Genomic DNA, 24,171 nt, shown 5'->3' on the forward strand with positions numbered 1-24,171 from the left:
CGTCCAGACCTGGCCGTTCGACCCCGTCAGACGACCGCGAGCAGCCGACGCCCCACCAGCCCGCCCACGAGCGCGGCCGGCACCCGCACGAGACCGTCGGTCCGCCCGTGCTGCTCGAGGAGGGCCGTCACGGTCGGCCCCACGGGGAGTGCCGCCCCGTGCACGATGCCGGCGTACTGGCGGCCGCCCTCGCGCGGCCTGACCCTGGTGTTCGTCCGCCGGGCCAGGAAGGTGCCGCAGTCGGAGATGGTGGTCAGGTCGTGGTAGCGGCGACGGCGCGGCGACCAGACCTGGATGCGGACCGCCCGCCGCGCGGCGAAACCGAGATCACCGGCGGGCACCAGCAGGACCCGGTGGGACAGCTCCAGGTGTCGGAGGCACTCCTCGGCATGGGCGACCAGCCGGCGGAACTCCACGTCGAGGCGCTCCGGTAGGCAGACGCGGAGCAGGTCGACGGTCGTGGTCTGCCCCACGCCGGGCTGGCTCGCTCCTCCGCCCCCGGGGGAGCGGAGGTCGTCCACCCCCAGCTGGGGGCTCAGCGCGACGTGGGCGAGGGGCAGCCGCTCGACCGGCAGGCTCCGCCCGGCGTGGACCAGCGTCATCCCGATGTCCCCGCCCGGTGCGACGTACCGCGTCCCCTGTGCGGAGGTCAGGCCCACCAGCGAGGCCGGCGCGGCGGGTCCCCGGGGCCCCCGGTGGCTCATCTCGGGCTCCACGAGGAGCGGCAGGGACACCTCGTCGTAGCCGTGGCGAGTGCCGTGCAGGTCGAGCAGGAACCCGCCGACCACCCGTTCGAGGCGAGCCCTGGTCACGCTCGTGCGGCCCGGATCGGCTGGTGTTCGGCCGCCGGGCCGCTCGGCCGTGGTCGTCTCTGCCCGAAGACCCGCACCGGGCGCGCTCCAGCGGCGGAGCTCGACCGCGCACTCCTCGGTGGCGCCGTCGGGCACCCGGTCGTCAGGAGTCGCGGGCACGTCGAGCAGGAACGCGGCGAGGCGCTCCGACGCCGCCAGCGCCGCACTTCGCGCCGCCCGTTCCCCTTCCTTCAGCCCGCGCGCCTCGGAGCGGAGGGCGGCGAGGTCGGCCCCGGCCCGAGCGGCGGCGCGGACCCGGGCCGACACCCGGGTCCGGCGGTCCGCCGACACCGCCGCCCGCCGGACCGCCTCGTCCCGCTTCACGACCAGGGCGCGCAGCGCCGCTCGGTCCACCAACCAGCCGCGGCGCGCCAGCCGCCACGACGCGCCAGCGGCCGGATCCAACAGTTCACCGGGGTCGTACACCCGTTTGTCCCGACGACCGGTCCGCTCAGTCCTGGTAGGCGGACAGCGGCGGGCAGGAGCAGACGAGGTTGCGGTCGCCACGGGCACCGTCGATCCGCCGCACCGGGGGCCACACCTTGTCCCGGTGGCGGCCGGTGGGGAACGCGGCGAGCTCCCGCTCGTAGGGGTGCCGCCAGTCCCCGGCCAGGGAGGCCGCGGTGTGGGGCGCGTTGCGCAACGGGTTGTCCTCGGCCGGCCACTCCCCGGAACCGACCCGGTCGATCTCCCCCCTGATGGCGATCATCGCGTCGCAGAAGCGGTCGAGCTCCGCCAGGTCCTCGCTCTCGGTCGGCTCGACCATGAGGGTCCCGGCGACCGGGAAGGACATCGTGGGGGCGTGCAGGCCGTAGTCGGCGAGGCGCTTGGCGACGTCGTCGACCGTCACCCCGGTCGTCCTGGTCAGCTCACGCAGGTCGAGGATGCACTCGTGGGCCACGTGGCCACCCGCGCCCGTGTAGAGCACCGGGTAGTGGGGCGACAGCCGAGCAGCGACGTAGTTCGCGGCGGCGACGGCGGTGAGGGTGGCCCGTCGCAACCCCTCGGCGCCCATCATCCGCACGTAGGCCCAGGAGATCGGCAGGATGGAGGCGCTCCCCCAGGGCGCCGCGCTGATCGGCCCGACCCCGGTCGCCGGTCCGGCCGCCGGTTGGAGGGGGTGGTTGGGCAGGAAGGGCGCCAGGTGCGCCCGGACGCCGACCGGCCCCACTCCCGGTCCACCTCCGCCGTGCGGGATGCAGAACGTCTTGTGCAGGTTCAGGTGGGAGACATCGGCACCGAACCGGCCCGGGCGGGCCAGGCCGATCAACGCGTTCAGGTTGGCCCCGTCGACGTAGACCTGTCCGCCGGCGTCGTGCACCTCGGCGCACACCTCGCGGACGGTGTCCTCGTAGACGCCGTGGGTCGAGGGGTAGGTGATCATGATGGCGGCCAGGTCGTGGCGGTGTTCCCCGACGAGCCGGCGCAGGTCCGGGAGGTCGACGTTCCCGGACTCGTCGCAGCGGACCACCACGACGCGCATGCCCGCCATCACCGCGCTCGCGGCGTTGGTCCCGTGGGCGCTCGCGGGGATCAGGCAGACGTCGCGGTGCGGCTCGCCCCGGTCGCGGTGGTAGGCGCGGATCGCCAGCAGTCCGGCGAACTCGCCTTGGCTCCCGGCGTTGGGCTGGAGGCTCACCGCGTCGTACCCGGTGATCTCGGCCAGCCACCGTTCCAGGTCCTCGACCACGGACAGCAGCCCGGCGGCGTCGGATGCGGGGGCGAAGGGGTGCAGCCCGGCGAACTCGGGCCACGTGATGGGTTCCATCTCGGCGGTCGCGTTCAGCTTCATGGTGCAGGAACCGAGCGGGATCATCGTGCGGTCGAGGGCCAGGTCCGAGTCCGCGAGTCGGCGCAGGTAGCGCAGCAGCGCGGTCTCCGACCGGTGCGCCTCGAAGACCGGGTGGGTGAGGTAGCCGCTGGTACGGCGCAGCCCGTCCGGGACCGCGTCCGGTGTCCGCCGGTCCAGGTCGTCGACGTCGGGCCGCGGGTCGGACGGCACGGAGGCGTCCGACCCGAACGCTCGCCAGACGAGGTCGAGGTGGCCGCGGGTGGTGTCCTCCCCGCAGGACACGCCGACGTGGTCGGCGTCGACGAGCCGAAGGTTGACGCCGAGGTCGCGTGCGGCGGCCACCACCCGCTCCGCGCGACCCGGCACCTCCACGACGACGGTGTCGAAGAAGTGGTCGTGGACCACGCGGAGCCCGGCCCGCCGCAGCCCCTCGGCCAGCACCACGGCCATCCGGTGCGTGCGCAGCGCGATGGTGCGCAGGCCCTCCGCTCCGTGGTGGACGGCGTACATCGCGGCCACCACGGCCAGCAGCACCTGGGCGGTGCAGATGTTGCTGGTGGCCTTCTCGCGGCGGATGTGCTGTTCCCTGGTCTGGAGGGCCAAGCGGTACGCCGTGGCGCCGTCCGCGTCGACGCTGACCCCCACCAGCCTCCCGGGCAGCTGCCGTTGGAGCCCTTCCCGGACGGAGAGGAACGCCGCGTGCGGCCCGCCGAAACCGAGGGGCACCCCGAAACGCTGGGTCGAGCCCACCACCGCGTCCACCCCGAACTCACCCGGCGGGCGGAGCAGGGTCAACGCCAGCAGGTCGGTGGCGGCCGCGACCAGGGCGCCGCGCTCGTGGGCGGCCTCGACGACGGCCTCGAGGTCGACGACCTGGCCGGAGGCGCCGGGGTAGGCGAGCAGGAGACCGAAGAAGTCCCCCTCGGGCAGGGCCGCGTCGCCGCCCAGCTCCACGAGTTCCAGCTCGATCCCGAGGGGTTCGGCCCGGGTCCGCAGCACCTCCACGGTCTGGGGGAGGGTGTCCGCGTCCACCAGGAACCGGTCGGACCGGGACCGGCCGGCCCGGCGCAGCAGGGTCATGGCCTCGGCGGCGGAGGTGGACTCGTCGAGCATCGAGGCGTTGGCGACGGGCAGGGCGGTGAGGTCGGCCACCACGGTCTGGAAGTTGAGCAGGGCCTCCAGCCGCCCCTGCGAGATCTCGGGCTGGTAGGGGGTGTAGGCGGTGTACCAGGCCGGGTTCTCCAGCACGTTCCGCCGGATCACCGGCGGGGTGATCGTGGAGTGGTATCCGAGACCGATCATCTGGACCATCGGCCGGTTCCTGGCCGCCAGGCCGCGCAGCTCCGCGAGGACCTCGTGCTCGGACAGCGGCCGTTCGAGCCCCACGGCCGGGCTGTCGTCGCGGATGTCCGCCGGCACCGCGCGGTCGGCGAGCTCCTCGAGCGAGCCGACCCCGACGACCGACAGCATCCGGGCCAGTCCCGCGTCGTCCGGGCCGATGTGGCGGTCGGCGAACGGCGTGGCTCGCTCCAACTCGGAGAGGGCTGGTGTGGGGCGGAGGGCGTGCTCTGACGTCGTCATGACCGGACCTCGGTAGTCGTCGGGCTTCCCGCCTCCGGGCAGGATGGCGAGGGCTCCCCCTCTGTCGCTACCCGGCGCGCGGGTGCCTGAGAGCTTCGCCCGGTCCACCAGCACCGGACTTGCACCGTCGGCGGGGCTGGTCAACGCCGGGTCGGAACCCGCCCGCTCACCCACCCTCTTTCCAGAGGTGTCTCGTCCACGCGGTCCTGGCTGCCTGAGAGGTTCCGGGGAAAGTTGCTCCTTCGGCGCCGCACCGGCATGCGGTGCGGACTCTCCCGCGTGGAGTCCTACGACTACACGCGTCAGCCTACCCGGCCGTGGCGCGCCCGCCCCTGCCCGTGCGGATCGTCCCGCGCACTGGACCTCGGCCGCCCCTCCGACGCGGCGCCGGGGTCACCCGGCGTGGTCACCTCGGGCCGCTCCGGGGATACCGAGCCGTCATCCGGCCCGCCGGGCGCCCTGCCGCGACGCGCGGCTCAACCAGTGCGCTGGGCTCGCCGTCGGGAGAGCTCGTCGACGTGGTCCTCCTGGATCTCCATACCGTCGGCGCGTTCGGCGGGGAACTCGTGGATCGTTCCGCTGATCTCCCGCATCGCTCCGCTCACGGCGATGCCGAACACGCCCTGCCCACCCTGCAGGAGGTCGACGACCTCCTCGGGCGACGTGCACTCGTACACGGTGGTGCCATCGCTGAACAACGTGATCCTCGCGAGGTCCCGGACACCTCGTTTTCGGAGGTGTTCCACCGCCACCCGGATGTTCTGCAGGGACACCCCGGTGTCGAGCAGCCGCTTGACGACCTTGAGGACCAGGAGGTCCTTGAAGGAGTACAACCGCTGGCTGCCGGAACCGTGGGCGCTGCGGATGGAGGGCCCCACCAGACCGGTCCGCGCCCAGTAGTCGAGCTGGCGGTAGGTGATGCCCGCGATCTGGCAGGCGGCGGCGCCCCGGTAGCCGACCAGTTCGTCCGGCAGCAGCGAGTCCGGGAACAAGGCGCCCTGCTCACCCGGAGTTGTCTGGATGGGCGAATCCTCGACCACGCCTGCCTCCTCCTCGTGCGGTCCCGAGACCGACGAACGTCGCCCTGGTGGTCGATCCGGACCACCGGACATCTGAGTATGCACCTGAGGTGGCACCACGGGTGCGCCTCGTCCTGGATGACGGTAGGACTGGCGTGCGAACAGGTCAACGCGACGCGCGGAGAACTCCACACGCTGAATTTACGTTCGACCTTGGTGGGGGTGCTCGGGGGCCGCAACTCGAGGGGCACCATGATCACCCGATTGACTGAACAAGCATCCTTCAGCGGAATCGACCCCGCCGTCGCGGCGCTCGCCGTCCGTGGCGGGTGACGCGGGCGCGAGGGCTAGGTGTCGGCGCCCCGGAAGTCCTCCGGCGAGACGGAGTCGAGGAACTCGCGGAACTTCTCGACCTCGTCCTCCTGCTCGTCCGGGATCATCAGGCCGGCCTCGGAGAGGACCTCCTCGTCGGCGTGGATGGGAACCCCGACCCGGAGGGCCAGTGCGACCGAGTCGCTCGGACGGGCCGACACCCGGACATCGCCGTCGAAGACGAGCTCCGCGTAGAAGGTGCCCTCGCGCATGTCGGTGATCCGCACCTGCTCGAGCTCCCGGCCCAGCGCGCCGATCACGTCCTTGAGGAGGTCGTGCGTCAGGGGACGTGGAGGCCGAACACCCTGCTGTTCGAGGGCGATCGCGGTGGCCTCCACCGAGCCGATCCAGATCGGCAGGTAGCGCTCACCCTCGACCTCGCGCAGCAGGAGGATCGGTGTGTTGGCGGGTAGTTCCACCCGTACGCCGACCACACGCATCTCGCTGCTCATCGGGCCTCCCCTCCTCCCGCGAACCACGTCGAGCGGACATCACACAATCGAGGATGGCGCACTGACAGCTTCGACGCTACCCGCCTCGGGCTCACTACGCTCGTGATTCTTCGTGTCAACTCGGCAACCATCCTTATGGCCGCCGTCCGCTCACCAACCACCGGTACTCCGGACGCTCGACCGCAGGAGCAGCTCGTAGAGGGTCGCCGAGAGGGCGGACAGCTCCCGCAGCCTCTCCTCCGCCCGGAGGCCGGCGTGGGGATCGCGGTCGGACGGCCTCTGCGGTGGGGCGACGGCCTGCGCCATCAACGCTACCTGCCGGTCGGCGGACGTCCGCAGGGCTCGGAGGTGCCTCGGCTCCAGACCGTAGTCGGCGGCGTGCCGCACCAGGCGCGCGATCCGCACGGCGTCCCGGTCGAAGAAGCCGACAGCTCCCGACCGGACCAGTCCGTAGTGTTCGAGCTCGACCAGCATGACCTCGTCGATGCCGGCGGCGGCGAGCATCTCCTCCCGGGTCAGCCGGGCCGCGCGACCAGCGTCCTCCGCCGCATCGCCCGGGCACGGGTCCGGGCGCTCCTCGCTCCGACCGCTCCAGCGCGGGTCGGCCTCGAGTCGATCGCGGATCCAGCTCAGGGGCAACCCCTGGTCCCGCTGAGCGGCGAGCACCAGGCGGAGGCGCGCGATGTCGTCCGACGTGAAGACGGGTGACCCGGACCGGGACTCGGAGGGCGATACCAAGCCCTCCGACACCAGGAAGAGAACCCTGGCCAGCGACAGGTCGGGGAAGTCGGGACGGAGCTCGGTGAGCACCGCCCCGACGCTGATCGCCTCGTGTCCGGGCCGCCCGGCCGGGGTCACCGCTCCTCCTGGCCCCCGATCGGACCGGTCAGGAAGACGAGCCGGAACTTGCCGATCTGGACCTCGTCGCCGTTGGCGAGCACCGCGGTGTCCACGGGCTCCCGGTTGACGTAGGTCCCGTTCAGGCTGCCGACGTCGACGACGACGAACTCGTCGCCCTCACGGCGGAACTCGGCGTGACGGCGGGACACCGTCACGTCGTCGAGGAAGATGTCGCTGTCCGGGTGACGCCCCGCACTGGTGGTCTCCCTGTCGAGCAGGAAGCGGGACCCGGCGTTCGGGCCCCTCTTGACCACCAGCAACGCGGAACCCGTCGGAAGAGCGTCGACCCCCGAGACCGCGGGCTCCGCCGCGGGGGAGTCGGAAGGCTCCACCTCGTTGAGGAAGTCCGCGCGGAAGACCGAGGTCTGTTCCGGGGACCGCTCCGGCGGAGTGCCGGGCCCGTCGTTGGTGCTCACCTGAGCTCTCCTCCTGCTGGTTAGGCGATCCAAAGCCGATCTCAAACTACCCTGCCGCCACCAACGCACGTGGCCCGACTCCCGTGGTCATGAACATTGGCGACCGGGGGCCGGCGCCAATCCCTCTCGTACAGTTCCCGCGCCCGCTCAGCCGTTGTCGGCCAGCTTGGCGTACTCACCCGCGTCCAGCAGACCCTCGAGCTCGCTCGGGTCGTCCGGCCGCACCTCGATCATCCACCCGTCCCCGTACGGGTCCTCGTTCAGGGACTCCGGTTGATCTTCCAACCCAGTGTTCCGAGTCAGGACCTCGCCGGCAAGGGGCATGTAGATCTCGGAGACGGACTTGGTCGACTCGACCTCGCCGATCGTATCGCCGGTCGCGAAGCGCTGGCCCGGCTCCGGCAGCTGGGTGAACACCACGTCCCCGAGCTGGCGCTGCGCGTAGTCCGTGATGCCGATCCGCACCGTGCCGGACTCCTGGATCGCCACCCACTCGTGCTCCTGGGTATAGCGCAACTCTTCCGGAACCGCCGACATCTCTCCTCCGATCACTGGTTCGCTGGGCTCATCCTGCCAAGGAGCCGGTGCCGGCGGAACTCCCCCCTACTCGGAGCTGACCCCGCTGGTCTCGGGGCGGGTCCCCGCCGCGGCCCCGCTCCCGAGGACGGCCCGCGCGCCCTGCCAGAGGTACAGCAGCCCGGACCACAGGTACAGCGCGCAGCCCCAGACCGTGAACGCGTACGCCACCGGCTGCGCGATGAGGCTGACGGTGGAGGTCCCCTGCGCCAACAGGAGGAGCGGGAACGCGTAGAGCAGGCAGAACGTCGCCGCCTTGCCGAGGTAGTGGACCTCGTAGGGCCCGAACCCGTGGTGTCGGAGGACGAGCAGGGCGAGACCGAGGACGATCTCCCTGGCGAAGAGGACCAGGACCAGCCAGAGCGGCACGATGTCCCGGATCGCGAAGGCCACCAGGGTGGCCGCGATGTACAACCGGTCGACCGCCGGGTCGAGCATGGCGCCCAACCGGCTCGACTGGTCCAGCCATCTGGCCAGCTTCCCGTCGAGCCAGTCGGTGATACCGCTGAGCACCAGGATCAGGAGCGCGGCGACGTCCGCGCGCGGGACGAGGAGCAGCCAGAGGAAGACCGGCACCCCGGCGAGCCGCAGGAAGCTCAACAGGTTCGGGACCGTGAGGATCCGGTCCTGTTTGATCGCCGTCCAGCTGGTGTCTCCCAGCTGCGCGCTGAGGAAGCCGTCCGGTGCCCCCTGCTCGTTCGGCCTGCCCTCGGGCCCCATCGCCACCCCATTCACGTCCTGGTCCCAGGGCCGCTTGCCCCCTCGCGCCCCAGGTCAAGCCTTACACACCGGCCTGACTGGGGCGCCGAGTGCTCCCGTCAGGAGCTCGTGCGGCTCCAACCGCGCCGCTGGAGCTGCGCGTTGGTGAGGGTCAGGGCACGCCCCCTGTCGTCCACGCCGACCCAACGGGCCCGGCCCGGGGCGTCCTCGAGGACGTACGCGTGGCCCCTACTCCACACGACGGTGAAGGGGGTGGTCGGCGGGGTGTCGGACGTCGTCTCGGTTCCCACGGCCATGTCAACGCTCATGCGCGGTCGCACCTCCATCAGGACTGTCGGCACCACGGCGTGCCGCGTTAGCTCCCTGATCCAGATTCTCGGACAGAGGCAAGCGCTTCTCACGTTCTTCTGCCTCGCGGCGAGCCGACCGGCCGGAGCAGCTCGCCGAGCAGCGCGGACCGGTGGTGCCGGGCTGACCGGCCGCGCGTCCCGATGGCACCGTTCGTCGTCCGGGCCGACCGACGAACGGTCGCGTGGCCCAGCCCCTCCGCCTGCTCGCCCGATCTTCCGGCGGTAGCTTTACGAGAGCCGGGTGGCGACACCGTCGGTGCCGACGCCCGGGTTTCCGTGTTGACCGTTGCCCGACATGAGGTGGGACCTGTGACCACGCCATACACGCTGCCCGATCTGCCCTACGACTTCGGGGCGCTGGAACCGCACATCTCCGGCGAGATCATGGAGCTGCACCACGACAAGCACCACGCGACCTACGTCAAGGGCGCCAACGACGCGTTGGAGCGCATGGCGGAGGCCCGGGACAAGAACGACCTGGGCTCGGCCAACCTGCTCCAGAAGAACCTCGCGTTCAACCTCGCCGGTCACGTGAACCACTCCGTCTTCTGGCCGAACCTGTCCCCCGACGGTGGTGACAAGCCGGACGGCGAGCTGGGCGCGGCCATCGACGAGTTCTTCGGTTCCTTCGACGGGTTCCGGGCGCACTTCACGGCGAACGCGCTGGGCATCCAGGGCTCCGGCTGGTCGATCCTGGCCTGGGACTCGCTGGGGCAGCGGCTGATCCTCGAGCAGCTCTACGACCACCAGGGCAACCTGGCCGCCGGCTCGTACCCGCTGCTCATGCTCGACATGTGGGAGCACGCCTTCTACCTGCAGTACCGCAACGTCAAGGCGGACTACGTCAAGGCGTTCTGGAACATCGTCAACTGGGCCGACGTGACGCAGCGGTTCACCGCCGCCCGGGGCGTCAAGATCGGTTGATCCGACCAGCGGGGTGGGGCGGGCCGCCACTGAGCCGGTCCGCCCCGCCACGTGGGCGCGTTGCCCGAGGACGCGGTCGGTGGTACCGAGCCGGTCAGGGTGCCGTGCCCGCCTCGGCCCGGGTCAACACGAACAGGCTCTCCGGGCCCCGCATGAGCCTGCTGCGGCGCCACCCGACCTCCTCGGGGGGCCCGGCCAGCCGGAGCCCGGGAAACCGCCTCAGCAGCACCCCCAGACCGATCTCGGCCTCGGCCCGCGCCAGCGGCGCTCCGAGGCAGTAGTGGATGCCGTGCCCGAAGGCCAGGTGGCCCGCGCTCCGTCGGCGGAGGTCCAGCCGGTCGGGCTCGGGGAAACGGGACGGGTCCCGGTCGGCGGCACCGAGCGAGACCATCACGACGGCGTCGGCCGGCAGGTCGACCCCCGCGAGCCGCACCGGTTCGGTGGTGAACCGGAAGGTGGCGACGTTCACCGGACCGTCGTGCCGCAGGAGCTCCTCGACCGCGGCCGGCAGCCGAGCGAGGTCCGCGCGCAGCCAGGCGAGCTGCTCGGGATGGGTGAGCAGGGAGAGCACGGCGGTACCCAGCAGGTTCGTGGTGGTCTCGTGGCCGGCGATCAGCAGCAGGGCCGCCAGCGAGACGAGTTCGCCCTCGCTGAGCCGGTCGCCCGCGTCCCGGGCGGCGATCAGCTCGGAGAGCAGGTCGTCGCCGGGTTGGCGGCGACGCCGTTCGACCAGTTCGGACAGGTAGTCCGCGAGTTGGTGGGACGCCTCGTCGATCACCTCGGGCTGCCCGGCGAGGAAAAGCCGCGAGGACCACGCGCCGAGCGCCGCGCGGTCGGCCTCGGGGACGGCGAGCAGTTCGCAGATGACGGTCACCGGCAGGGGCAGCGCGAAACGCTCGACGAGGTCCACCGGGCCGGCCTCGGCCGCCATCGACTCGGCCAGTCCCTCGGCGATGGCCCGGATCCTCGGGCGCAGGCGGTGGACCGCCGCCGGTGTGAAGGCCGCCCTGGCCAGGCCCCGCAGCCGTGTGTGGTCCGGTGGGTCGGTGGCCAGCATGGTCTGGCTGACGGCCGGGGCGAGGTCCCTGCGCCGGCCGCTCCTCGCGAAGATGTGGCCCGCGGCGCGCACGTCCTTGCTGATCCTGCCGTCGGCCAGGGCCTCCCGGGCCTCGGCGTACCCGAGGACGATCCAGGCCTCGTGGCCCCCGGGGGACCTGACCTGGCGCACCGGGCACTCGGCCCGCAGGCGGGCGTAGGTGGGGTGGGGGTCGCGGAACCACTCGTCCTGGAAGAGGTCGGGCCCGTCCTCGTCCCCGGTGGGCGGCTGGTCTGGTGCCCGCCGTGCCGCCGCCGAGGGACAACCCGCCCCGATCGGGCGCTCGGCCGGGCCGTCCGCCCCCTGGCCGGGCTTCGGGACTTCCGGGTGGTGCTCCCTTGCTGCCGCCATGCCGATCAGGCCCCCGAGGGCACGTCGTCGGAGGCGCGCTCGCCCCGGTGGGGCCGCACCAGCGCCGAGGAGACGAAGGCGACCGAGACCCGACGCAGGAAGGCGGTCTCGCTGGCCAGGTCAGGCGGTAGGGCGGTCTCCGGCCCGGGGTCGGGGGAGGCCGAGTCGCCACCACCGGGGTCGACCGGCCGGCCGGACCGTGCGCCGGCGATGGCCGCGCTGATCACCGCCGCCTCGACGGTGGCGGCGAGGTCCTCTCCCGTGAGACCGGCCGCGCGGCCCGCGCCGCCCACCTGTTCGGCGACGGAGGGGTCCCGATAGGGCCGGAGCGCGAGCACACCGTCCCGGATCTCGATGACGCGGCGGTAGAGGCGCATGCCCACGTCGCGCCGGCCGTAGTCGCCCTTGACGGCGTCGGGGGAGGTCAGCGCGATCTCCGGCACGGCCTCGTACAGCGCCGCCCACAGCGGGCGCAGCTCACGGTAGGCGCGCCACTCCCCCGGAGCCCTGACGAGCCGGTTGATGATCGGGGCGACGGCGGGCAGCAGCAGCCCGACGGTCATGACCAGCACGGACGCCGCCGGCATCCCGACCGACATCGCGCAGCCGAAGTTGTCGAACGGCGTGACGCAGTAGGACTCCGACCCGGTTTCGGGCCCCTCCAACGCGGCGCGCGTCGTGCTGTACAGCTTCTCCGCGACGTACGAGAGTCCCAGGACGCAGCCGACGGCGAGGACCCGGAGTCCGATGCGCAGGCTTCCGCCCGTGGCGTTCGAGTACCTCAACCCCAGCCAGGCGAGGTCGACCAGGACGGCGCCCAGGTAGGCGGAGTAGACGAGGACGTAGCCGGCGAGTGTCGGGTGGGTCGAGTAGTACTCGCCGAACAGCCCCCGGGACTCGGGGATGTCGGCGGCGAGGAACAGGACGAGGAGCGCGAGTTCGGCGACCGCGAACACCAGGAACCGGCGGGGGGCCCGTCGGCGTGCCTCCTCGGGCGGGTGAGCGAGGTACAGCAGCAGCATCACCGCGGAGAAGGCGGCGGCGAGGGTCCCGAGGTTGGACAGCAACCGGCCGATGTTGGGGTAGATGCCGGCGAGCACGGCCTGCGTCGCGGGGGCGAGGACGAGGAAGGCGAACCCCAGTGAACCCAGCACGCCGACGAGCGCCCACCTGCCCGGGTTCCCGCCAGGGCCCCGTCTCAGGTTGCGCACCGCCCGGAAGGCCGCGGCGAGGGAGACGAGCAGCGAGACGGTCAGGAACAGTGCGGTGACCATTCACACCCCAAAGATGTCTTCGGCTCGGTCCGCGGCCTGGGCGATGTCCGGCGAGGTGTCCGATCGGTGGGAGCGCCTGGGTGGTGCGCCCGCCCGCCCCAGGATGAGCGAGGCGATCATCTCGGCCTCCTGTTCCTCCACCGCGGAGTAGGAGGAACGCCCCAAGGTCCTCACGACCACGTCCGGATCGAGGTCCGGGGCCAGCGCGCGGAGGAAGTCGCGGTCCAGCAGGTGCGCCCCGGCGTGGTCGGAGATCATGTGCCCCACCTCGTGCAGCACGATGTGCCACACGTGGAGGGGGGTCGTCCGGGCGTGGGCGATCACGTCCATGTCGCCGAGATCGAGCCACATCCCGCACGCCCGGCCCGCGACGTGGTCGCTGGGGTGCAGCGTGATGGGGCGCCCTCGGTGGTGGGCGAGCCGGTCGAGGAACACGGTGAGGTCGAACGGGCGGGGGATCCCCGCGCTCCGGTCGAGCTGACGCACCCGTTCCTCACAGCGCCGGCGCAGGTCGTGGTAGTGCACCGAGGTGGCCACCTCCCTCGTCAACGGCGGCGCGTGCGGGCGTGCCATCCGTAGGCACGCCAGGGGTTGCCGCGTCGTCCGCGTCCGCTGGTCACCGACCACGTTCCCTTCCCTCCCGGTGCTCCTCGAGGGCGGGCGGCACGGCTCGTGACCGTGTCCGGGCCGGACCCGTGGTTCCCCTGGCCGCCACACCACGGGTGGCCGCTGGCCCGGCGGACGGCGGGGCACCCCGGGTGTAGGACCACCAGCGGCGGGTCACCCGCGGTGCGCACCGCGCGGGGTGACCGACGTGGCGGGCTGGCGGGGGACCCGCCGATCATTATGCCGTCCGGAGCGAGCCCGACATCCCCCCAACCCGGGGCACCACCGTTCGGCCGAACGACGGATCTCCGCCTGGAGCAGCGAAGCGCGGCGCGGCGCGCGGACGAGTCCCGACCTGCCCGCCCCGGTGGACGCCGGGAAGTGGGACGGCTGGCAGGAGGGAGCGGGGAGTGGGACCGCGCCCCTGCCCCGGTCCCGGGCTCAGCGACGTGGGTCGTCGGCGTCGGACGCCGTGGCGGGTGGGGGCGTCCGCCCAGCGGCCCGCATCTGGCTGATCTCCTCCACGATCCGGGCCACCGAGCGTCGTGCGTCGTCGTCGAGCTGCATGGTGCGGAGGGCGACGTCCCGGACGTTGGCGTCGCGCAGGGCGTTGACGAGGTCGAGTTGGGCGTCGACACGGTGCGCGAGCGCGTCGTCGAAGAAGTAGCCGACGTGGACTCCGAAGAACTCGGCGAGCGCCTCCAGGTGCCGCTTGGTGGGGTTGTCCGACCGTCCCTTCCGGAGCGCCCAGATGTAGCTCTGGGAGATGTTCACCCCACGTTCGCGGATCGCGGCGGCGACGTGCTCGTTGCTGTACTCCCCCTGTCCCGGCGGGTGCACGCGGGCGAAGAGGTGGTTCAGCTTGCCGGCCAGTGTGCGCGTCTCGGGCTTCTCCGCCTCGGCCATCGCCACCCTCTCAGTCCCCCCGACTTAGACTCACAACGACCCCAACGGAGCAATCTCTTCACGTGGGTTGAAACGGACTCCGCTCTCACCTTAGACTCGCGGCAAGGAACGACTCAACTGTCCTGAAAGCATCCTCCGATCCACTTTCAGTGGAGTGGAAATGCCGAGGGGCACCGGTCTTCCTTGTCTGGGGGCTGGGGGGCAGTCCACCACTTGGGCGCAGGGGAGGCACCCAGGTGGTGGGCAAATCCCTCGTCCACACCCCGTTCTCGCCGATCCCGGCACTGGGTGTCGACACCGCGAGCCCGAACGACCACAGCCTACCGCCAGCCGGCCCACGGCCGGCGAGGATCGCGATGGCACGGCTCCGCTTCCCCGCTCTCTCCGTCTCCCGTCGCCGCCACGTCCGGCGTCCCCACACACCGGGGAGCCGGCGCACCGCTGGCAGGGACGGTCCCGCCAGGGGCCAGGAGCCGTGAACCCGCCCGCCGGCTCCCGACGTCGCGGGCGGGGACCCGAGGGAACTCGGGGGCGCCGGAGCCGGACCGGATGAGTGGGCGGGCTCCCGTCGGAGGCCCGGAGCTCCCCTGGCGGTGACGGGGCCACGTCGGCGGGAGGGGGATCGGGCCGACGGGCGGTTCCGACCGACCACCCCTCGCCGAGGGCGCGCTGGCCGGTCGGACCGCCCGTTCGTCACCCCGAGGGCCACCCGGGTGACGGGCCGGAGGTCAGTGCCCCCGGTCAATCCACTCCTGGAGGTGCGGGGCCTCCGCTCCGATCGTCGTGGTGTCCCCGTGCCCGGTGTGGACGACGGTCTCCGCCGGCAACGTCAGCAGGCGGTCCCGGATCGAGGCGATGATCGTCGGGAAATCGGAGAAGGACCGTCCGGTGGCACCGGGGCCGCCCTGGAACAGGGTGTCACCGGTCAGGACCGCGGTCAGCTCGGGCACGTGCAGGCTGACCGAACCCCAGCTGTGCCCGGGCGTGGCCAACACCCGCAGGGTCAGACCGGCCACGGTGAGCTCGGCACCGTCCACCAGCTCACCATCGGGTGCCCGGCCGGGGTGCACGACATCCCAGAGGTGGCGGTCCTCCGGGTTGATCAGCACGGGAGCGCCGGTCGCCGAGGCGACCTCGACCGCGGCGTTGATGTGGTCGTTGTGGCCGTGGGTGCAGGCGACGGCCACGACCGAGCGGTCGCCCACCGCGGCCAGCACCGCCCGCGCGTCGTGCGCCGGGTCGACGACCAGCACCTCGCGGTCGTCGCCCACGAGCCAGACGTTGTTGTCCACGTCGAAGTCCTGACCGTCCAGGCTGAAGGTGCCCGAGGTCACCACACGTTCGATCGAGGCGGCCATCAGAGCATCACCACCGAGCGCAGCACGTCGCCGTGGTGCATCCTCTCGAACGCCTCCTCCACGTCGTCGAGCGAGATCCGCTCGGTGACGAAGTCGGCGAGGTTCAGCCGTCCCTGGAGGTACAGGTCGATGAGCATGGGGAAGTCCCGGTCGGGCAGGCAGTCGCCGTACCAGGAGGACTTCACCGCCCCGCCCCGGGAGAAGACGTCCAGCAGCGGCAGTTCGATGGTCATCTCCGGAGTGGGCACCCCCACCAGGACGACGGTTCCGGCCAGGTCACGGGCGTAGAAGGCCTGGCGGAAGGTCTCGGGCCGCCCGACGGCGTCGATGACGACGTCCGCGCCGAAGCCGTTGGTCAGCTCGCGGACGCGCTCCACGACGTCGACCTCACGCGCGGCCACGGTGTGGGTGGCGCCGAACCGGCGCGCCGTCTCCAACTTCCGCTCGTCGATGTCGACGGCGATGATCGTCGACGCCCCGGCGAGCCTGCTCCCGGCGATCGCGGCGTCGCCAACGCCCCCGCACCCGATCACCGCCACGCTGTCGCCCCGGCCGACCGATCCGGTGTTGATGGCGGCCCCGATGCCGGCCATCACGCCGCAGCCCAGCAGGCCCGCGACGGCCGGTTCGGCGGCGGGGTCGACCTTGGTGCACTGCCCGGCGTGCACCAGGGTCTTCTCGGCGAAGGCCCCGATGCCCAGCGCCGGGGTGAGCGGTGTTCCGTCGGCCAGGGTCATCTTCCTGGCCGCGTTGTGCGTGTCGAAGCAGTACCAGGGGCGGCCTCGCCGACAGGCGCGGCACTTCCCGCACACCGCGCGCCAGTTCAGCACCACGTAGTCCCCCGGCCGGAGGTCGGTGACGCCCTCGCCGACCTCCTCCACGACGCCGGCGGCCTCGTGCCCGAGCAGGAAGGGGAACTCGTCGTTGATCCCGCCCTGGCGGTAGTGCAGGTCGGTGTGGCAGACCCCGCAGGCCAGGACGCGGACCACCGCCTCCCCGGGCCCCGGGTCGGGTACCACGATCGTCTCCACCGTGACGGGCGCGTCCTTGCTCCTGGACACGACTCCGCGAACCTCGTGCGGCAACGGACCGGACCTCCCTCGCGTGGTGCTCGGCCGCCCGGGACGGGCGGCCACGGCCAGAGGTAGATCCTGCTGGACGTGGCCGACGAGCGCCACCGCCACGTTCTGGTGGTGCGCACTCGCCGGCCACCTGCCGGCCGTCCCCCGTCAGTCCGTCACTCGGCGCCGGCCAGCGCGGCGCGCGCGGTCGCGCTGGCGCTCACCAACGCGCGCAACGCCGGCTCGACCTCCGGGTAGCCACGGGTCTTGAGCCCGCAGTCCGGGTTGATCCACAACCGCTGCCCTGGGACGGCGGCGAGCGCCGCCTCCACGAGGCCGGTGACCTCCTCGACCGCGGGGACCCGGGGCGAGTGGATGTCGTACACGCCCGGACCGACGCCGCGTCGGTACCCGATCTCGTGCAGGTCCGCCAGGACCTCCATCCGCGATCGGGCGGCCTCGATGGTGGTGACGTCGGCGTCCAGCCCGTCGATCGCCTCGATGACGTCCCCGAACTCCGAGTAGCAGAGGTGGGTGTGGATCTGGGTGCCGTCCGAGACCCCCGCGGTCGCCAGGCGGAAGGCGTCCACGGCCCACGACAGGTACGCGGCGCGGTCGGCGGCGCGCAACGGCAGGAGTTCCCGCAGCGCCGGTTCGTCGACCTGGATGACCCGCAGACCGGCGGCCTCGAGATCGCGGACCTCCCCGCGCAGCGCCAGCGCCACCTGGGCGGCGGTGTCCGCGAGCGGTTGGTCGTCCCGGACGAAGGACCAGGCCAGGATGGTCACCGGTCCGGTGAGCATTCCCTTGACCGGGCGGTCGGTCAGGCTCTGGGCGTAGGAACTCCAGTCGACCGTGATCGGGGCGGGACGGCTGACGTCCCCGTGCAGGATCGGGGGTCGCACGCACCGGGAACCGTAGGACTGCACCCAGCCGTGCTCGGTGGCGGCGAACCCGTCGAGGTGCTCGGCGAAGTACTGCACCATGTCGTTGCGTTCCGGCTCACCGTGGACGAGCACGTCCAGGCCGATGTCCTCCTGGAAGCGGATGACCCGCTCGATCTCGATCCGCATCCGACGGCGGTACTCGTCCTCGGAGAGGCGGCCGGCCCGGCGCAGCGCGCGCGCCCTGCGGATGTCGTCGGTCTGCGGGAAGGAGCCGATGGTGGTGGTCGCCAGCGGCGGCAGCCCCAGCTTGTCCTGCTGGGCCTTGGCGCGGACCTCGTAGTCGCCCCGGGTCCGGTGCTCGGGCCGCAACGCGTCGATCTGGGCCCGGACCTGGTGGTTGCGACCGGCGGCGCTGGACCGGCCGGCCAGGACCTCCCGGGCGCCGGCCAGTTCCTCGGCGACCTCCCCCGTCCCGCCGGTGAGCGCGCGCTCGAGCAGGACGACCTCGGCGACCTTCTGCTCCGCGAAGGCCAGCCAGGAGCGGACGGTGGGGTCGATGCGCGTCTCGCGACGGACGTCGTAGGGCACGTGCAGCAGCGGTGCCGAGCTGGAGACGTGCACCGAGCCGGCCACCCCCAGCAGGGTGGCGCAGGCGCCCAGCGCGGCGTCCAGGTCGGTGCGCCAGATGTTGCGGCCGTCGACGACGCCGGCGAGGACGGTCTTGGTCCGCAGGCCGCTCAGCCCGGTCAGGTCGTCCACGGAGGAGGGGCCGGCCACCAGGTCGACGGCCACGGCCTCCACTCCGGTGTCGGCGAGCACGCCCAGCGCGGGGCCGAGGTCGCCGTAGTAGCCGGCGACCAGCAGCGCCGGGCGGTTGGCTACGGCGGAGAGCCGGTCGTAGGCGGCGCGGAGTGCGGCCAGGTCGCCCTCGGAGCGGTCGGCCGCGAAGGCGGGCTCGTCCAGCTGCACCCACTCGACACCCGCCTCGCCGAGCTCGGTCAGCAGCCGCTCGTAGACGGGCAGCAGCCGGTCGAGGAGGCTCAGCGGGGTGAAGTCCTCCGGCGCGTCCTCGGCGCGCTTCGCCAGCAGCAGGAAGGTCACGGGCCCGAGCACCACCGGCCTGGTGGTCACCCCCAGCGCCCTGGCCTCCCGGTACTCGGCGACCGGTTTGTCGTCCGACAGCGAGAACTCGGTGTCGGGGCCCAGTTCGGGGACGAGGTAGTGGTAGTTGGTGTCGAACCACTTCGTCATCTCGAGGGGGGCCGCGTCGCCACGTCCCCGGGCGGCGGCGAAGTAGGTGTCGAGCGGGTCGAGACCGAGCCGTCGGAAACGGTCCGGGACCGCGCCGAGCATGACGGCGGTGTCGAGGACCTGGTCGTAGTAGGAGAAGGTGTTGCCGGGGACGGAGCCGAGGCCTGCCTCCAGCAGGCCGGTCCACGTCTCGGACCGGATGCTCGCGCCGACCCGGCGGAGTTCGTCCTGGTCGATCCGCCCGGCCCAGTACGCCTCGACGGCGCGCTTGAGTTCACGGTCGCGGCCGATCCTGGGGTAGCCGAGCACGGTCGAGCCCAACGGGGTCGGGGCGGGGCGGGGGGTGGTCGGAACGTCGGTCACTGCTCTCTCCTCGCGAGCTCGTACCACGTCCGGCCGGGGAGGCGGTGTTCCCGCGCGGCCGTGGAGCCACGCGCCAGGCGGGCGCCTGGGGCAGACGGTCGTGCCTCCCACCGGGTCCGGACCGGTGCGCGCCGGGCGACGCGCACGCCGGTGGCAGGTCTTCGGACTCGCGGGCACGCCGACCGTGCTGGTCGGCCCCTACTGGCCGTCGCTTCCCAGGCGCCCCGTCGGGGTGTCCAGTGCTCTTCCCGCCCTGGTCTCACGACCGGGACGGGGACGGCGTTCGTTCCCGCTCACCGCTGCGGGGGCAGTCCCGGACTCGCACCGGGTTCCCTCTTGCTCCGTCCGGCCCCTCGGGGCCTCGCGAACCACCAGCGGCCGCATCGTAGCGAGAAAACCGACCCGTTCGGCCGGCGTCGCACATGGTGGACGGTCGGGCTCGTGAGCTGCGCCGACGGTCGGCGGGCGTGGGGGATGAGCGGGGACCTAGGCTCGGGGCATGCCCTCCGACACGCCCGGCACACCCCTTCCCGGCAAGCCCAACTCCGCGGCGGCGACCACGCTCAGCCAGATCATGACCGGCTCCGACACGAACCTCTACGGCACGGTGCACGGTGGCGTGATCATGAAGTTCGTCGACGACGTGGCGGCCGCGTGCGCCGGCCGGCACTCCGGTGGCACGGCCCTGACGGTCTTCATGGACGAGATGCTGTTCCTGGTGCCGGTGAAGGTGGGGGATCTCGTCCACGCCAGCGCCCAGGTGAACTGGACGGGCCGCACCTCGATGGAGGTCGGGGTGCGCGTGGTGGCGGAACGGTGGAACGAGTCCGTCCCGGCGACCCACGTGGCGAGTGCCTACCTCGTGTTCGTGGCGGTCGACGCCGAGAACCGGCCGCGTCCGGTGCCCCCGCTGACGCCGGTGACGCCCGATGACCGCCGGCGGTGGGCGGAGGCCGAGATCCGCCGCCAGCACCGCCTGGCCCGGCGGGAGGCGATCCGCCAGCACCGCACGGACAACCCGAGGAACCCGAACGGCGGCTGATCCCAGCCGGCCGCTCCCCTAGCCCCGTCGGGCAGTGGGGCCGGCGCTCGTCCCGGAGCGGCGGGTCGGGCTGTCGCGGGGGCCCCGTCCGCGCCGCCGCCACAGCAGACCCCGTCGCGGGGCGAACACCAGGGCCACCACGAAGAGCCCGACCGCGGCCAGTCCGATCGAGCCGGCCACCGAGCTGTCCAGGCGCACGGCGGCCCGCTGCCCGAGCAGCGCGCTCACCCAGCCCACGGCGACGGCGATGCCGAGCATGCTGTCGAGCCGCCGGGCGACCAGCTGGGCCGTGGCCGAGGGGACGACGAAGAACGTCACGACCAGGATGGCGCCGATGCTCTCGAACGCGGTCACGGCCACGGCCGCGACCAGCACCAACAGCCCCCGTTCGACGAGCCGCACCCTGATTCCGGTGGCCTCGGCGAACTCGGGGTCGAAACTCGTGAGCACGAGCGGACGCCAGAACAGGACGACGACGGCCAGGACGACGACGGCGGCGGCACCGGTGATCAGCAGGGACCGGGGCACCTGGGTGCCCCCGAGGTCCAGGGTGCGCAGCGGCGCGAAGGTCAGCTCGCCGTAGATGGTCGAGTCGAGGTCGAGGTGGACCCCGGAGGTGTACTGGCTGACGCCCAGCACGCCCAGCGAGAACAGCGCGGGGAAGACGAGCGCGATGGCGGCGTCGGAGGCGACGATCCCGCTGCGGCGGAGCGCCTGGAAGGCGAGCACGCAGACCACGCCGAAGAGCGTCGCGCCGAGCAGCATGGCGATCGTGTCCCGGCCCCCGGTCACCAGGTAGACGCCCACGATCCCCGGCAGCACCGCGTGGCTGACCGCGTCGGGCAGCAGTGCGCGTCCGCGCAGCACCAGGAAGGTCCCGAGCAGGCCGCACGACGTGGCCAGCAGGCCGGCGGTCAGGACGATGACCAGGTCGTCGGAGGTCACCGGGCGCCTCCCGTCACTCGGGACCGCGCCCCCGGATCGTGCGGGGCGCGGGGAGTCGAGCCGGCGGCACGGGGCCGGCGGGTCCGGACCAGCACCCCGCGACGAGGCGCGAACAGCACGGCGAGCACGGCGGCGGACGTGGCCAGCAGCACGATGACCGGGCCGGCCGGCAGTTCGGCTCGTCCGGCGAGGAGCGCTCCGGCGGCTCCGCTCGTCGCCCCGACGGCGGCGGACAGGGTCAGCAGGGCACCGAGCCGGGTGGTGAGTTGCCGGGCGGCGACGGCGGGGGCCACGAGCAGCGCGACCATGAGCACCGCGCCGACCGTGCGCACGCCGAGGACGATCGCCACCGCGAGCAGGACCGTGCTGGCCGCCTCCACGGCCCAGCGGGGCACCCCCGCGACGGCGGCGAATCCCGGGTCGAAGGCGGCGGTGCGCAGCACGCGGAACCAGACGGCGACCGCCAGCAGAGCGCACCCCCCTACCACGAGGGTCAGGACGACGTCCCGTTCCACCATGCCGGCGGGCTGGCCGAAGAGGTAGTCGGAGAGTCCGCTCTGGCCCGCGTTCCCGGTGCCGGCCAGCGCGGTGAGCAGCACAATCCCGGTGGTGAACGCGGCGGAGAGCACCACTCCGATGGCGACGTCCGGGCGGCTGCCCGCGTACCGTTCGAGGCCGATCACGGCCAGCGCGGCCAGGGCCGCGGTCAGCCCGGCACCCAACAGCATCAACGGCAGGTTCTTGGTGCCGGCCACCACGAAGCCCAGGACGACCCCCGGCAGGGTGCCGTGGCTCATCGCGTCCCCGAACATGCTCCTGCCCCGCAGGACAGCCAGGGGACCCAGCGCACCCGCGACCAGTCCGATGACGGCCGCCCCCACCGCGACGACCGCCTCCGGGTAGGGCAGGGGCAGCGAGGTGATCAGCCAGTTCACCGGTCCTGGCCCCCGTCTGTCGTCACCGGGGTCCACCCCGGTCCGTCCGGGGGGTCGGTCGCGGCCACGCCGGCGGGGGCGCGCGCGCCCGGCTGGTCGGTCTCCCCGCGCAGCGGGGCGAGGCCGTAGGCGTGCTCCAGCAGCTCCGGGCGGAGCACCTCGGCGGGCGCACCGTCGGCGAGGACCCGACCAGCGAGCAGCACGGCGTGGTCGAAGCGCTCGCGCACCGTGCGGAGGTCGTGGTGCACCGCGATCACCGAGCGCCCCTCGTCGCGGCAGAGCTCGGTGAGCAGGTCGAGCAGTGCGGCCTCGGTGCGGGCGTCCACCCCGGCGAAGGGTTCGTCCAGCACGAGGAGGTCGGCCCGCTGGGCCAGCGCCCTGGCGAGGAAGACACGTTGGCGTTGCCCACCGGACAGTTCGTCGAGGGGGCGGTCGGCCAGGTCGAGCACACCGGTGCGCCGCAGCGCTCCCTCGACTGCGGCGTCGTCCTCCTCGGTGAGTCGACGGAACCAGCCGCGCCGGGGGTAGCGCCCCATCTCGACCACCTGGCCGGCCGTGATCGGGAAGTCCCTGGTGACGGCGTCGCGTTGCGGGACGTAGGCGACGCGTCGACGGACCGCGCGGAGCGTGTCGTCGAGCAGGGTGAAGCGCCCGCTGGACCGGACGAGCCCGAGCGCCGCCCTGACCAGGGTGGACTTGCCGGCCCCGTTGGGTCCCACCACGGCGGCGAGCCGACCCGCCGGTACCCGCAGGGTGACCCCGTCCAGCACGTCCGCGCCGCCGTACCCGGCGCGGACGTCGGTCGCGGTGAGGGCGGACCCCTGGTGACTGACCGGCTGACCGCCCGGGGTCCCGCCCCCGACCGGGATCACCGCAGCCCCTCGACGAGCTGGTCGACGTTGGCGCGCACCATCCCCACGTACGTGCCCTCCGGGGTGCCCTCCGCTCCCGCCGCGTCCGAGAAGAGCTCGCCGCCCACGGTCACCTCGGCGCCCCTGCTGCCGGCCGCGGCGAGCACGGCCTCCAGGCTCTGCCCGGACACGCTCGACTCGACGAAGACGGCGCGCACTCCCCGTTCGGCGATCAGCGCCGCGACGCGGTCGATGTCGGCCGTGGTGGCCTCGTCCACCGTGGAGATCCCCTGGATCGCCTCGACCTGGACGTCGTAGGCACGTCCGAGGTAGCGGAAGGCGTCGTGCGAGGTGACCAGGACGCGCCGCTGTTCGGGGATCTCGGCGAGGCGGTCCCGGACCTCCTCGTCGAGGTCGGCGAGCTCGACGAGGTACTCGTCGGCGGCGTCCCGGTAGGCGGTCGCGCGCTCGGGGTCCTCGGCCACCAGGGCGTCCCTGATCCCTTCGACCACCCTCGACCAGAGGCTGACGTCGAACCACACGTGCGGGTCGAACTCGCCGTCCCCCGGCTCGGTGTCGGGGGCGGCGAGCAGTTCCGACTCCGGGATGCTCTCCGCGACCCTGACGACCGCGGTGTCCCCGAGCCCGTCGAGGACGGTCTGGAGGTTGCCCTCCAGGTGCAGTCCCACGGAGAGGACGAGGTCGGCCTCGCGGAGCTGGTGGAGGTGCCCGGCCCTGGCTTGGAAGAGGTGGGGGTCCACTCCGGGGCCCATCAGTCCCGCGACGTCGACGTGTTCGCCGCCGATCCGCCGGACGGTGTCGGTGAGGAAGTTGGTGGTGGCGACGACGCGGAGGCCGGCCTCGTCACCGGTGGCTCTCGCGGTGGTGTCGTCGGTGGGCCGCAGGGCCAACACGATCAACCCGATCGTGGCCACCACGGCGACAAGGGTGGTGATCAGGATCACCCTGGCGCGGCGGCGTCGGGCCGACCTCCGGTCGGTGGCGGAGCCTGGTCGTTCGTCGGGCACGATGTCCTCCCGGTCGTGCTGGCCGGCGGCGATCACCGCCGCCGACAACCCCACACCCTAGTTGAAAATCATTATCATTACGCCCGCTGGTCAACCCATCGGGGACACCGTGTCGCGCGCGCACGTGACCAGCGAATCGCTACTCGCAGTCATGAAGATCCACACCCAAAGTCACCGTACCCGGTTATGAGGCAGCCGGGAATATAACGCATCACAACCGGCAACACGCCACCATATTGGGGGTGCGCGAGGCACGAACCCCAA

At 72.6% G+C, this 24,171-nt stretch carries 22 protein-coding genes and 2 riboswitches; of the genes, 2 read left to right on the forward strand and 20 right to left on the reverse strand.

What is annotated here, in order from left to right; genetic code table 11:
* Positions 1-26 precede the first annotated feature (26 nt).
* From ACOJVX_RS15770 to ACOJVX_RS15810, 9 genes are all read right to left on the reverse strand, one after another.
* Positions 27-1,277, reverse strand: coding sequence for an aminoacyl--tRNA ligase-related protein (locus tag ACOJVX_RS15770; protein ID WP_026418755.1), 1,251 nt, complete (start codon positions 1,275-1,277; stop codon positions 27-29).
* 25 nt (positions 1,278-1,302) lie between these two features.
* Positions 1,303-4,224: an aminomethyl-transferring glycine dehydrogenase gene (gene gcvP, locus ACOJVX_RS15775; RefSeq protein ID WP_026418754.1), complete on the reverse strand. Its 2,922-nt coding sequence runs from the start codon at positions 4,222-4,224 to the stop codon at positions 1,303-1,305.
* A gap of 191 nt (positions 4,225-4,415) precedes the next feature.
* Positions 4,416-4,512: riboswitch (glycine riboswitch) on the reverse strand.
* Positions 4,513-4,700: 188 nt separating this feature from the next.
* On the reverse strand, positions 4,701-5,264 hold the full coding sequence (locus ACOJVX_RS15780) for a MerR family transcriptional regulator (RefSeq protein ID WP_026418753.1): 564 nt from the start codon (positions 5,262-5,264) through the stop codon (positions 4,701-4,703).
* Between the two features lie 326 nt (positions 5,265-5,590).
* Positions 5,591-6,067 (reverse strand): bifunctional nuclease family protein, encoded by a 477-nt coding sequence (locus ACOJVX_RS15785; RefSeq protein ID WP_016698100.1) that lies wholly within the window; start codon positions 6,065-6,067, stop codon positions 5,591-5,593.
* Positions 6,068-6,217: 150 nt separating this feature from the next.
* Positions 6,218-6,925 (reverse strand): hypothetical protein, encoded by a 708-nt coding sequence (locus ACOJVX_RS15790; RefSeq protein ID WP_026418752.1) that lies wholly within the window; start codon positions 6,923-6,925, stop codon positions 6,218-6,220.
* Positions 6,922-7,383: a glycogen accumulation regulator GarA gene (gene garA, locus ACOJVX_RS15795; RefSeq protein WP_026418751.1), complete on the reverse strand. Its 462-nt coding sequence runs from the start codon at positions 7,381-7,383 to the stop codon at positions 6,922-6,924. The genes ACOJVX_RS15790 and garA overlap by 4 nt, the downstream gene beginning before the upstream one ends.
* A gap of 147 nt (positions 7,384-7,530) precedes the next feature.
* Positions 7,531-7,920 carry a glycine cleavage system protein GcvH gene (gene gcvH, locus ACOJVX_RS15800; RefSeq protein WP_026418750.1) on the reverse strand — a complete coding sequence of 130 codons (390 nt, stop codon included), beginning with the start codon at positions 7,918-7,920 and terminating at the stop codon, positions 7,531-7,533.
* A gap of 66 nt (positions 7,921-7,986) precedes the next feature.
* Positions 7,987-8,685: a CDP-alcohol phosphatidyltransferase family protein gene (locus tag ACOJVX_RS15805; RefSeq protein WP_245588795.1), complete on the reverse strand. Its 699-nt coding sequence runs from the start codon at positions 8,683-8,685 to the stop codon at positions 7,987-7,989.
* 92 nt (positions 8,686-8,777) lie between these two features.
* Positions 8,778-8,987 carry a hypothetical protein gene (locus ACOJVX_RS15810; RefSeq protein ID WP_026418748.1) on the reverse strand — a complete coding sequence of 70 codons (210 nt, stop codon included), beginning with the start codon at positions 8,985-8,987 and terminating at the stop codon, positions 8,778-8,780.
* Between the two features lie 351 nt (positions 8,988-9,338).
* Between ACOJVX_RS15810 and ACOJVX_RS15815 the strand changes: the two genes are divergently transcribed.
* On the forward strand, positions 9,339-9,953 hold the full coding sequence (locus ACOJVX_RS15815) for a superoxide dismutase (protein WP_026418747.1): 615 nt from the start codon (positions 9,339-9,341) through the stop codon (positions 9,951-9,953).
* 94 nt (positions 9,954-10,047) lie between these two features.
* Here the strand turns inward: ACOJVX_RS15815 and ACOJVX_RS15820 are convergent, their stop codons facing one another.
* The 7 genes from ACOJVX_RS15820 to metE form a co-directional block, all read right to left on the reverse strand.
* Positions 10,048-11,400 carry a cytochrome P450 family protein gene (locus tag ACOJVX_RS15820; RefSeq protein ID WP_245588784.1) on the reverse strand — a complete coding sequence of 451 codons (1,353 nt, stop codon included), beginning with the start codon at positions 11,398-11,400 and terminating at the stop codon, positions 10,048-10,050.
* Between the two features lie 5 nt (positions 11,401-11,405).
* On the reverse strand, positions 11,406-12,674 hold the full coding sequence (locus ACOJVX_RS15825) for an MAB_1171c family putative transporter (RefSeq protein ID WP_026418746.1): 1,269 nt from the start codon (positions 12,672-12,674) through the stop codon (positions 11,406-11,408).
* Complete coding sequence (locus ACOJVX_RS15830) at positions 12,675-13,247, reverse strand: hypothetical protein (protein WP_211237525.1); 573 nt, start codon at positions 13,245-13,247, stop codon at positions 12,675-12,677.
* A 474-nt stretch (positions 13,248-13,721) separates the two neighbouring features.
* The gene (locus tag ACOJVX_RS15835) at positions 13,722-14,186 is read right to left on the reverse strand and encodes a helix-turn-helix domain-containing protein (protein WP_035292091.1); all 465 of its coding nucleotides are present in this window, start codon (positions 14,184-14,186) and stop codon (positions 13,722-13,724) included.
* Positions 14,187-14,914: 728 nt separating this feature from the next.
* Positions 14,915-15,544, reverse strand: coding sequence for an MBL fold metallo-hydrolase (locus ACOJVX_RS15840; RefSeq protein ID WP_422646882.1), 630 nt, complete (start codon positions 15,542-15,544; stop codon positions 14,915-14,917).
* Positions 15,544-16,629 (reverse strand): S-(hydroxymethyl)mycothiol dehydrogenase, encoded by a 1,086-nt coding sequence (locus tag ACOJVX_RS15845; RefSeq protein WP_035292035.1) that lies wholly within the window; start codon positions 16,627-16,629, stop codon positions 15,544-15,546. Before ACOJVX_RS15845 ends, ACOJVX_RS15840 begins: the two co-directional genes overlap by 1 nt.
* Before the next feature lie 152 nt (positions 16,630-16,781).
* Complete coding sequence (gene metE / locus ACOJVX_RS15850; protein WP_051313934.1) at positions 16,782-19,106, reverse strand: 5-methyltetrahydropteroyltriglutamate--homocysteine S-methyltransferase; 2,325 nt, start codon at positions 19,104-19,106, stop codon at positions 16,782-16,784.
* Positions 19,107-19,241: 135 nt separating this feature from the next.
* Positions 19,242-19,494, reverse strand: a riboswitch (cobalamin riboswitch).
* A 111-nt stretch (positions 19,495-19,605) separates the two neighbouring features.
* Here metE and ACOJVX_RS15855 point away from each other — a divergent pair.
* The gene (locus tag ACOJVX_RS15855; RefSeq protein ID WP_026418741.1) at positions 19,606-20,148 is read left to right on the forward strand and encodes an acyl-CoA thioesterase; all 543 of its coding nucleotides are present in this window, start codon (positions 19,606-19,608) and stop codon (positions 20,146-20,148) included.
* An 18-nt stretch (positions 20,149-20,166) separates the two neighbouring features.
* Here ACOJVX_RS15855 and ACOJVX_RS15860 read toward each other — a convergent pair whose 3' ends face one another.
* From ACOJVX_RS15860 to ACOJVX_RS15875, 4 genes are read right to left on the reverse strand one after another with little or no spacing between them, the layout of a single operon-like run.
* Entirely contained in the window at positions 20,167-21,093 is a 927-nt protein-coding gene (locus tag ACOJVX_RS15860) for a metal ABC transporter permease (RefSeq protein WP_422646883.1), read from the reverse strand.
* Complete coding sequence (locus ACOJVX_RS15865) at positions 21,090-22,028, reverse strand: metal ABC transporter permease (protein WP_103056533.1); 939 nt, start codon at positions 22,026-22,028, stop codon at positions 21,090-21,092. Before ACOJVX_RS15865 ends, ACOJVX_RS15860 begins: the two co-directional genes overlap by 4 nt.
* On the reverse strand, positions 22,025-22,900 hold the full coding sequence (locus ACOJVX_RS15870; protein WP_422646884.1) for a metal ABC transporter ATP-binding protein: 876 nt from the start codon (positions 22,898-22,900) through the stop codon (positions 22,025-22,027). The genes ACOJVX_RS15865 and ACOJVX_RS15870 overlap by 4 nt, the downstream gene beginning before the upstream one ends.
* Entirely contained in the window at positions 22,897-23,961 is a 1,065-nt protein-coding gene (locus tag ACOJVX_RS15875; protein ID WP_418154859.1) for a metal ABC transporter solute-binding protein, Zn/Mn family, read from the reverse strand. Before ACOJVX_RS15875 ends, ACOJVX_RS15870 begins: the two co-directional genes overlap by 4 nt.
* Positions 23,962-24,171 lie beyond the last annotated feature (210 nt).

The organism is Actinoalloteichus caeruleus (genome assembly GCF_049311605.1).
Taxonomy (GTDB): domain Bacteria; phylum Actinomycetota; class Actinomycetes; order Mycobacteriales; family Pseudonocardiaceae; genus Actinoalloteichus_B; species Actinoalloteichus_B caeruleus.

Excerpts from the sequence above, each read along its gene's own strand:
- gcvH (WP_026418750.1), bottom strand. The coding sequence starts at position 7,920 with ATGTCGGCGGTTCCGGAAGAGTTGCGCTATACCCAGGAGCACGAGTGG.
- ACOJVX_RS15820 (WP_245588784.1), bottom strand. The coding sequence starts at position 11,400 with ATGGCGGCAGCAAGGGAGCACCACCCGGAAGTCCCGAAGCCCGGCCAG.
- gcvP (WP_026418754.1), bottom strand. The coding sequence starts at position 4,224 with ATGACGACGTCAGAGCACGCCCTCCGCCCCACACCAGCCCTCTCCGAG.
- ACOJVX_RS15855 (WP_026418741.1), top strand. The coding sequence starts at position 19,606 with ATGCCCTCCGACACGCCCGGCACACCCCTTCCCGGCAAGCCCAACTCC.
- ACOJVX_RS15785 (WP_016698100.1), bottom strand. The coding sequence starts at position 6,067 with ATGAGCAGCGAGATGCGTGTGGTCGGCGTACGGGTGGAACTACCCGCC.
- ACOJVX_RS15835 (WP_035292091.1), bottom strand. The coding sequence starts at position 14,186 with ATGGCCGAGGCGGAGAAGCCCGAGACGCGCACACTGGCCGGCAAGCTG.
- ACOJVX_RS15840 (WP_422646882.1), bottom strand. The coding sequence starts at position 15,544 with ATGGCCGCCTCGATCGAACGTGTGGTGACCTCGGGCACCTTCAGCCTG.
- ACOJVX_RS15810 (WP_026418748.1), bottom strand. The coding sequence starts at position 8,987 with ATGAGCGTTGACATGGCCGTGGGAACCGAGACGACGTCCGACACCCCG.
- ACOJVX_RS15830 (WP_211237525.1), bottom strand. The coding sequence starts at position 13,247 with ATGGCACGCCCGCACGCGCCGCCGTTGACGAGGGAGGTGGCCACCTCG.
- ACOJVX_RS15825 (WP_026418746.1), bottom strand. The coding sequence starts at position 12,674 with ATGGTCACCGCACTGTTCCTGACCGTCTCGCTGCTCGTCTCCCTCGCC.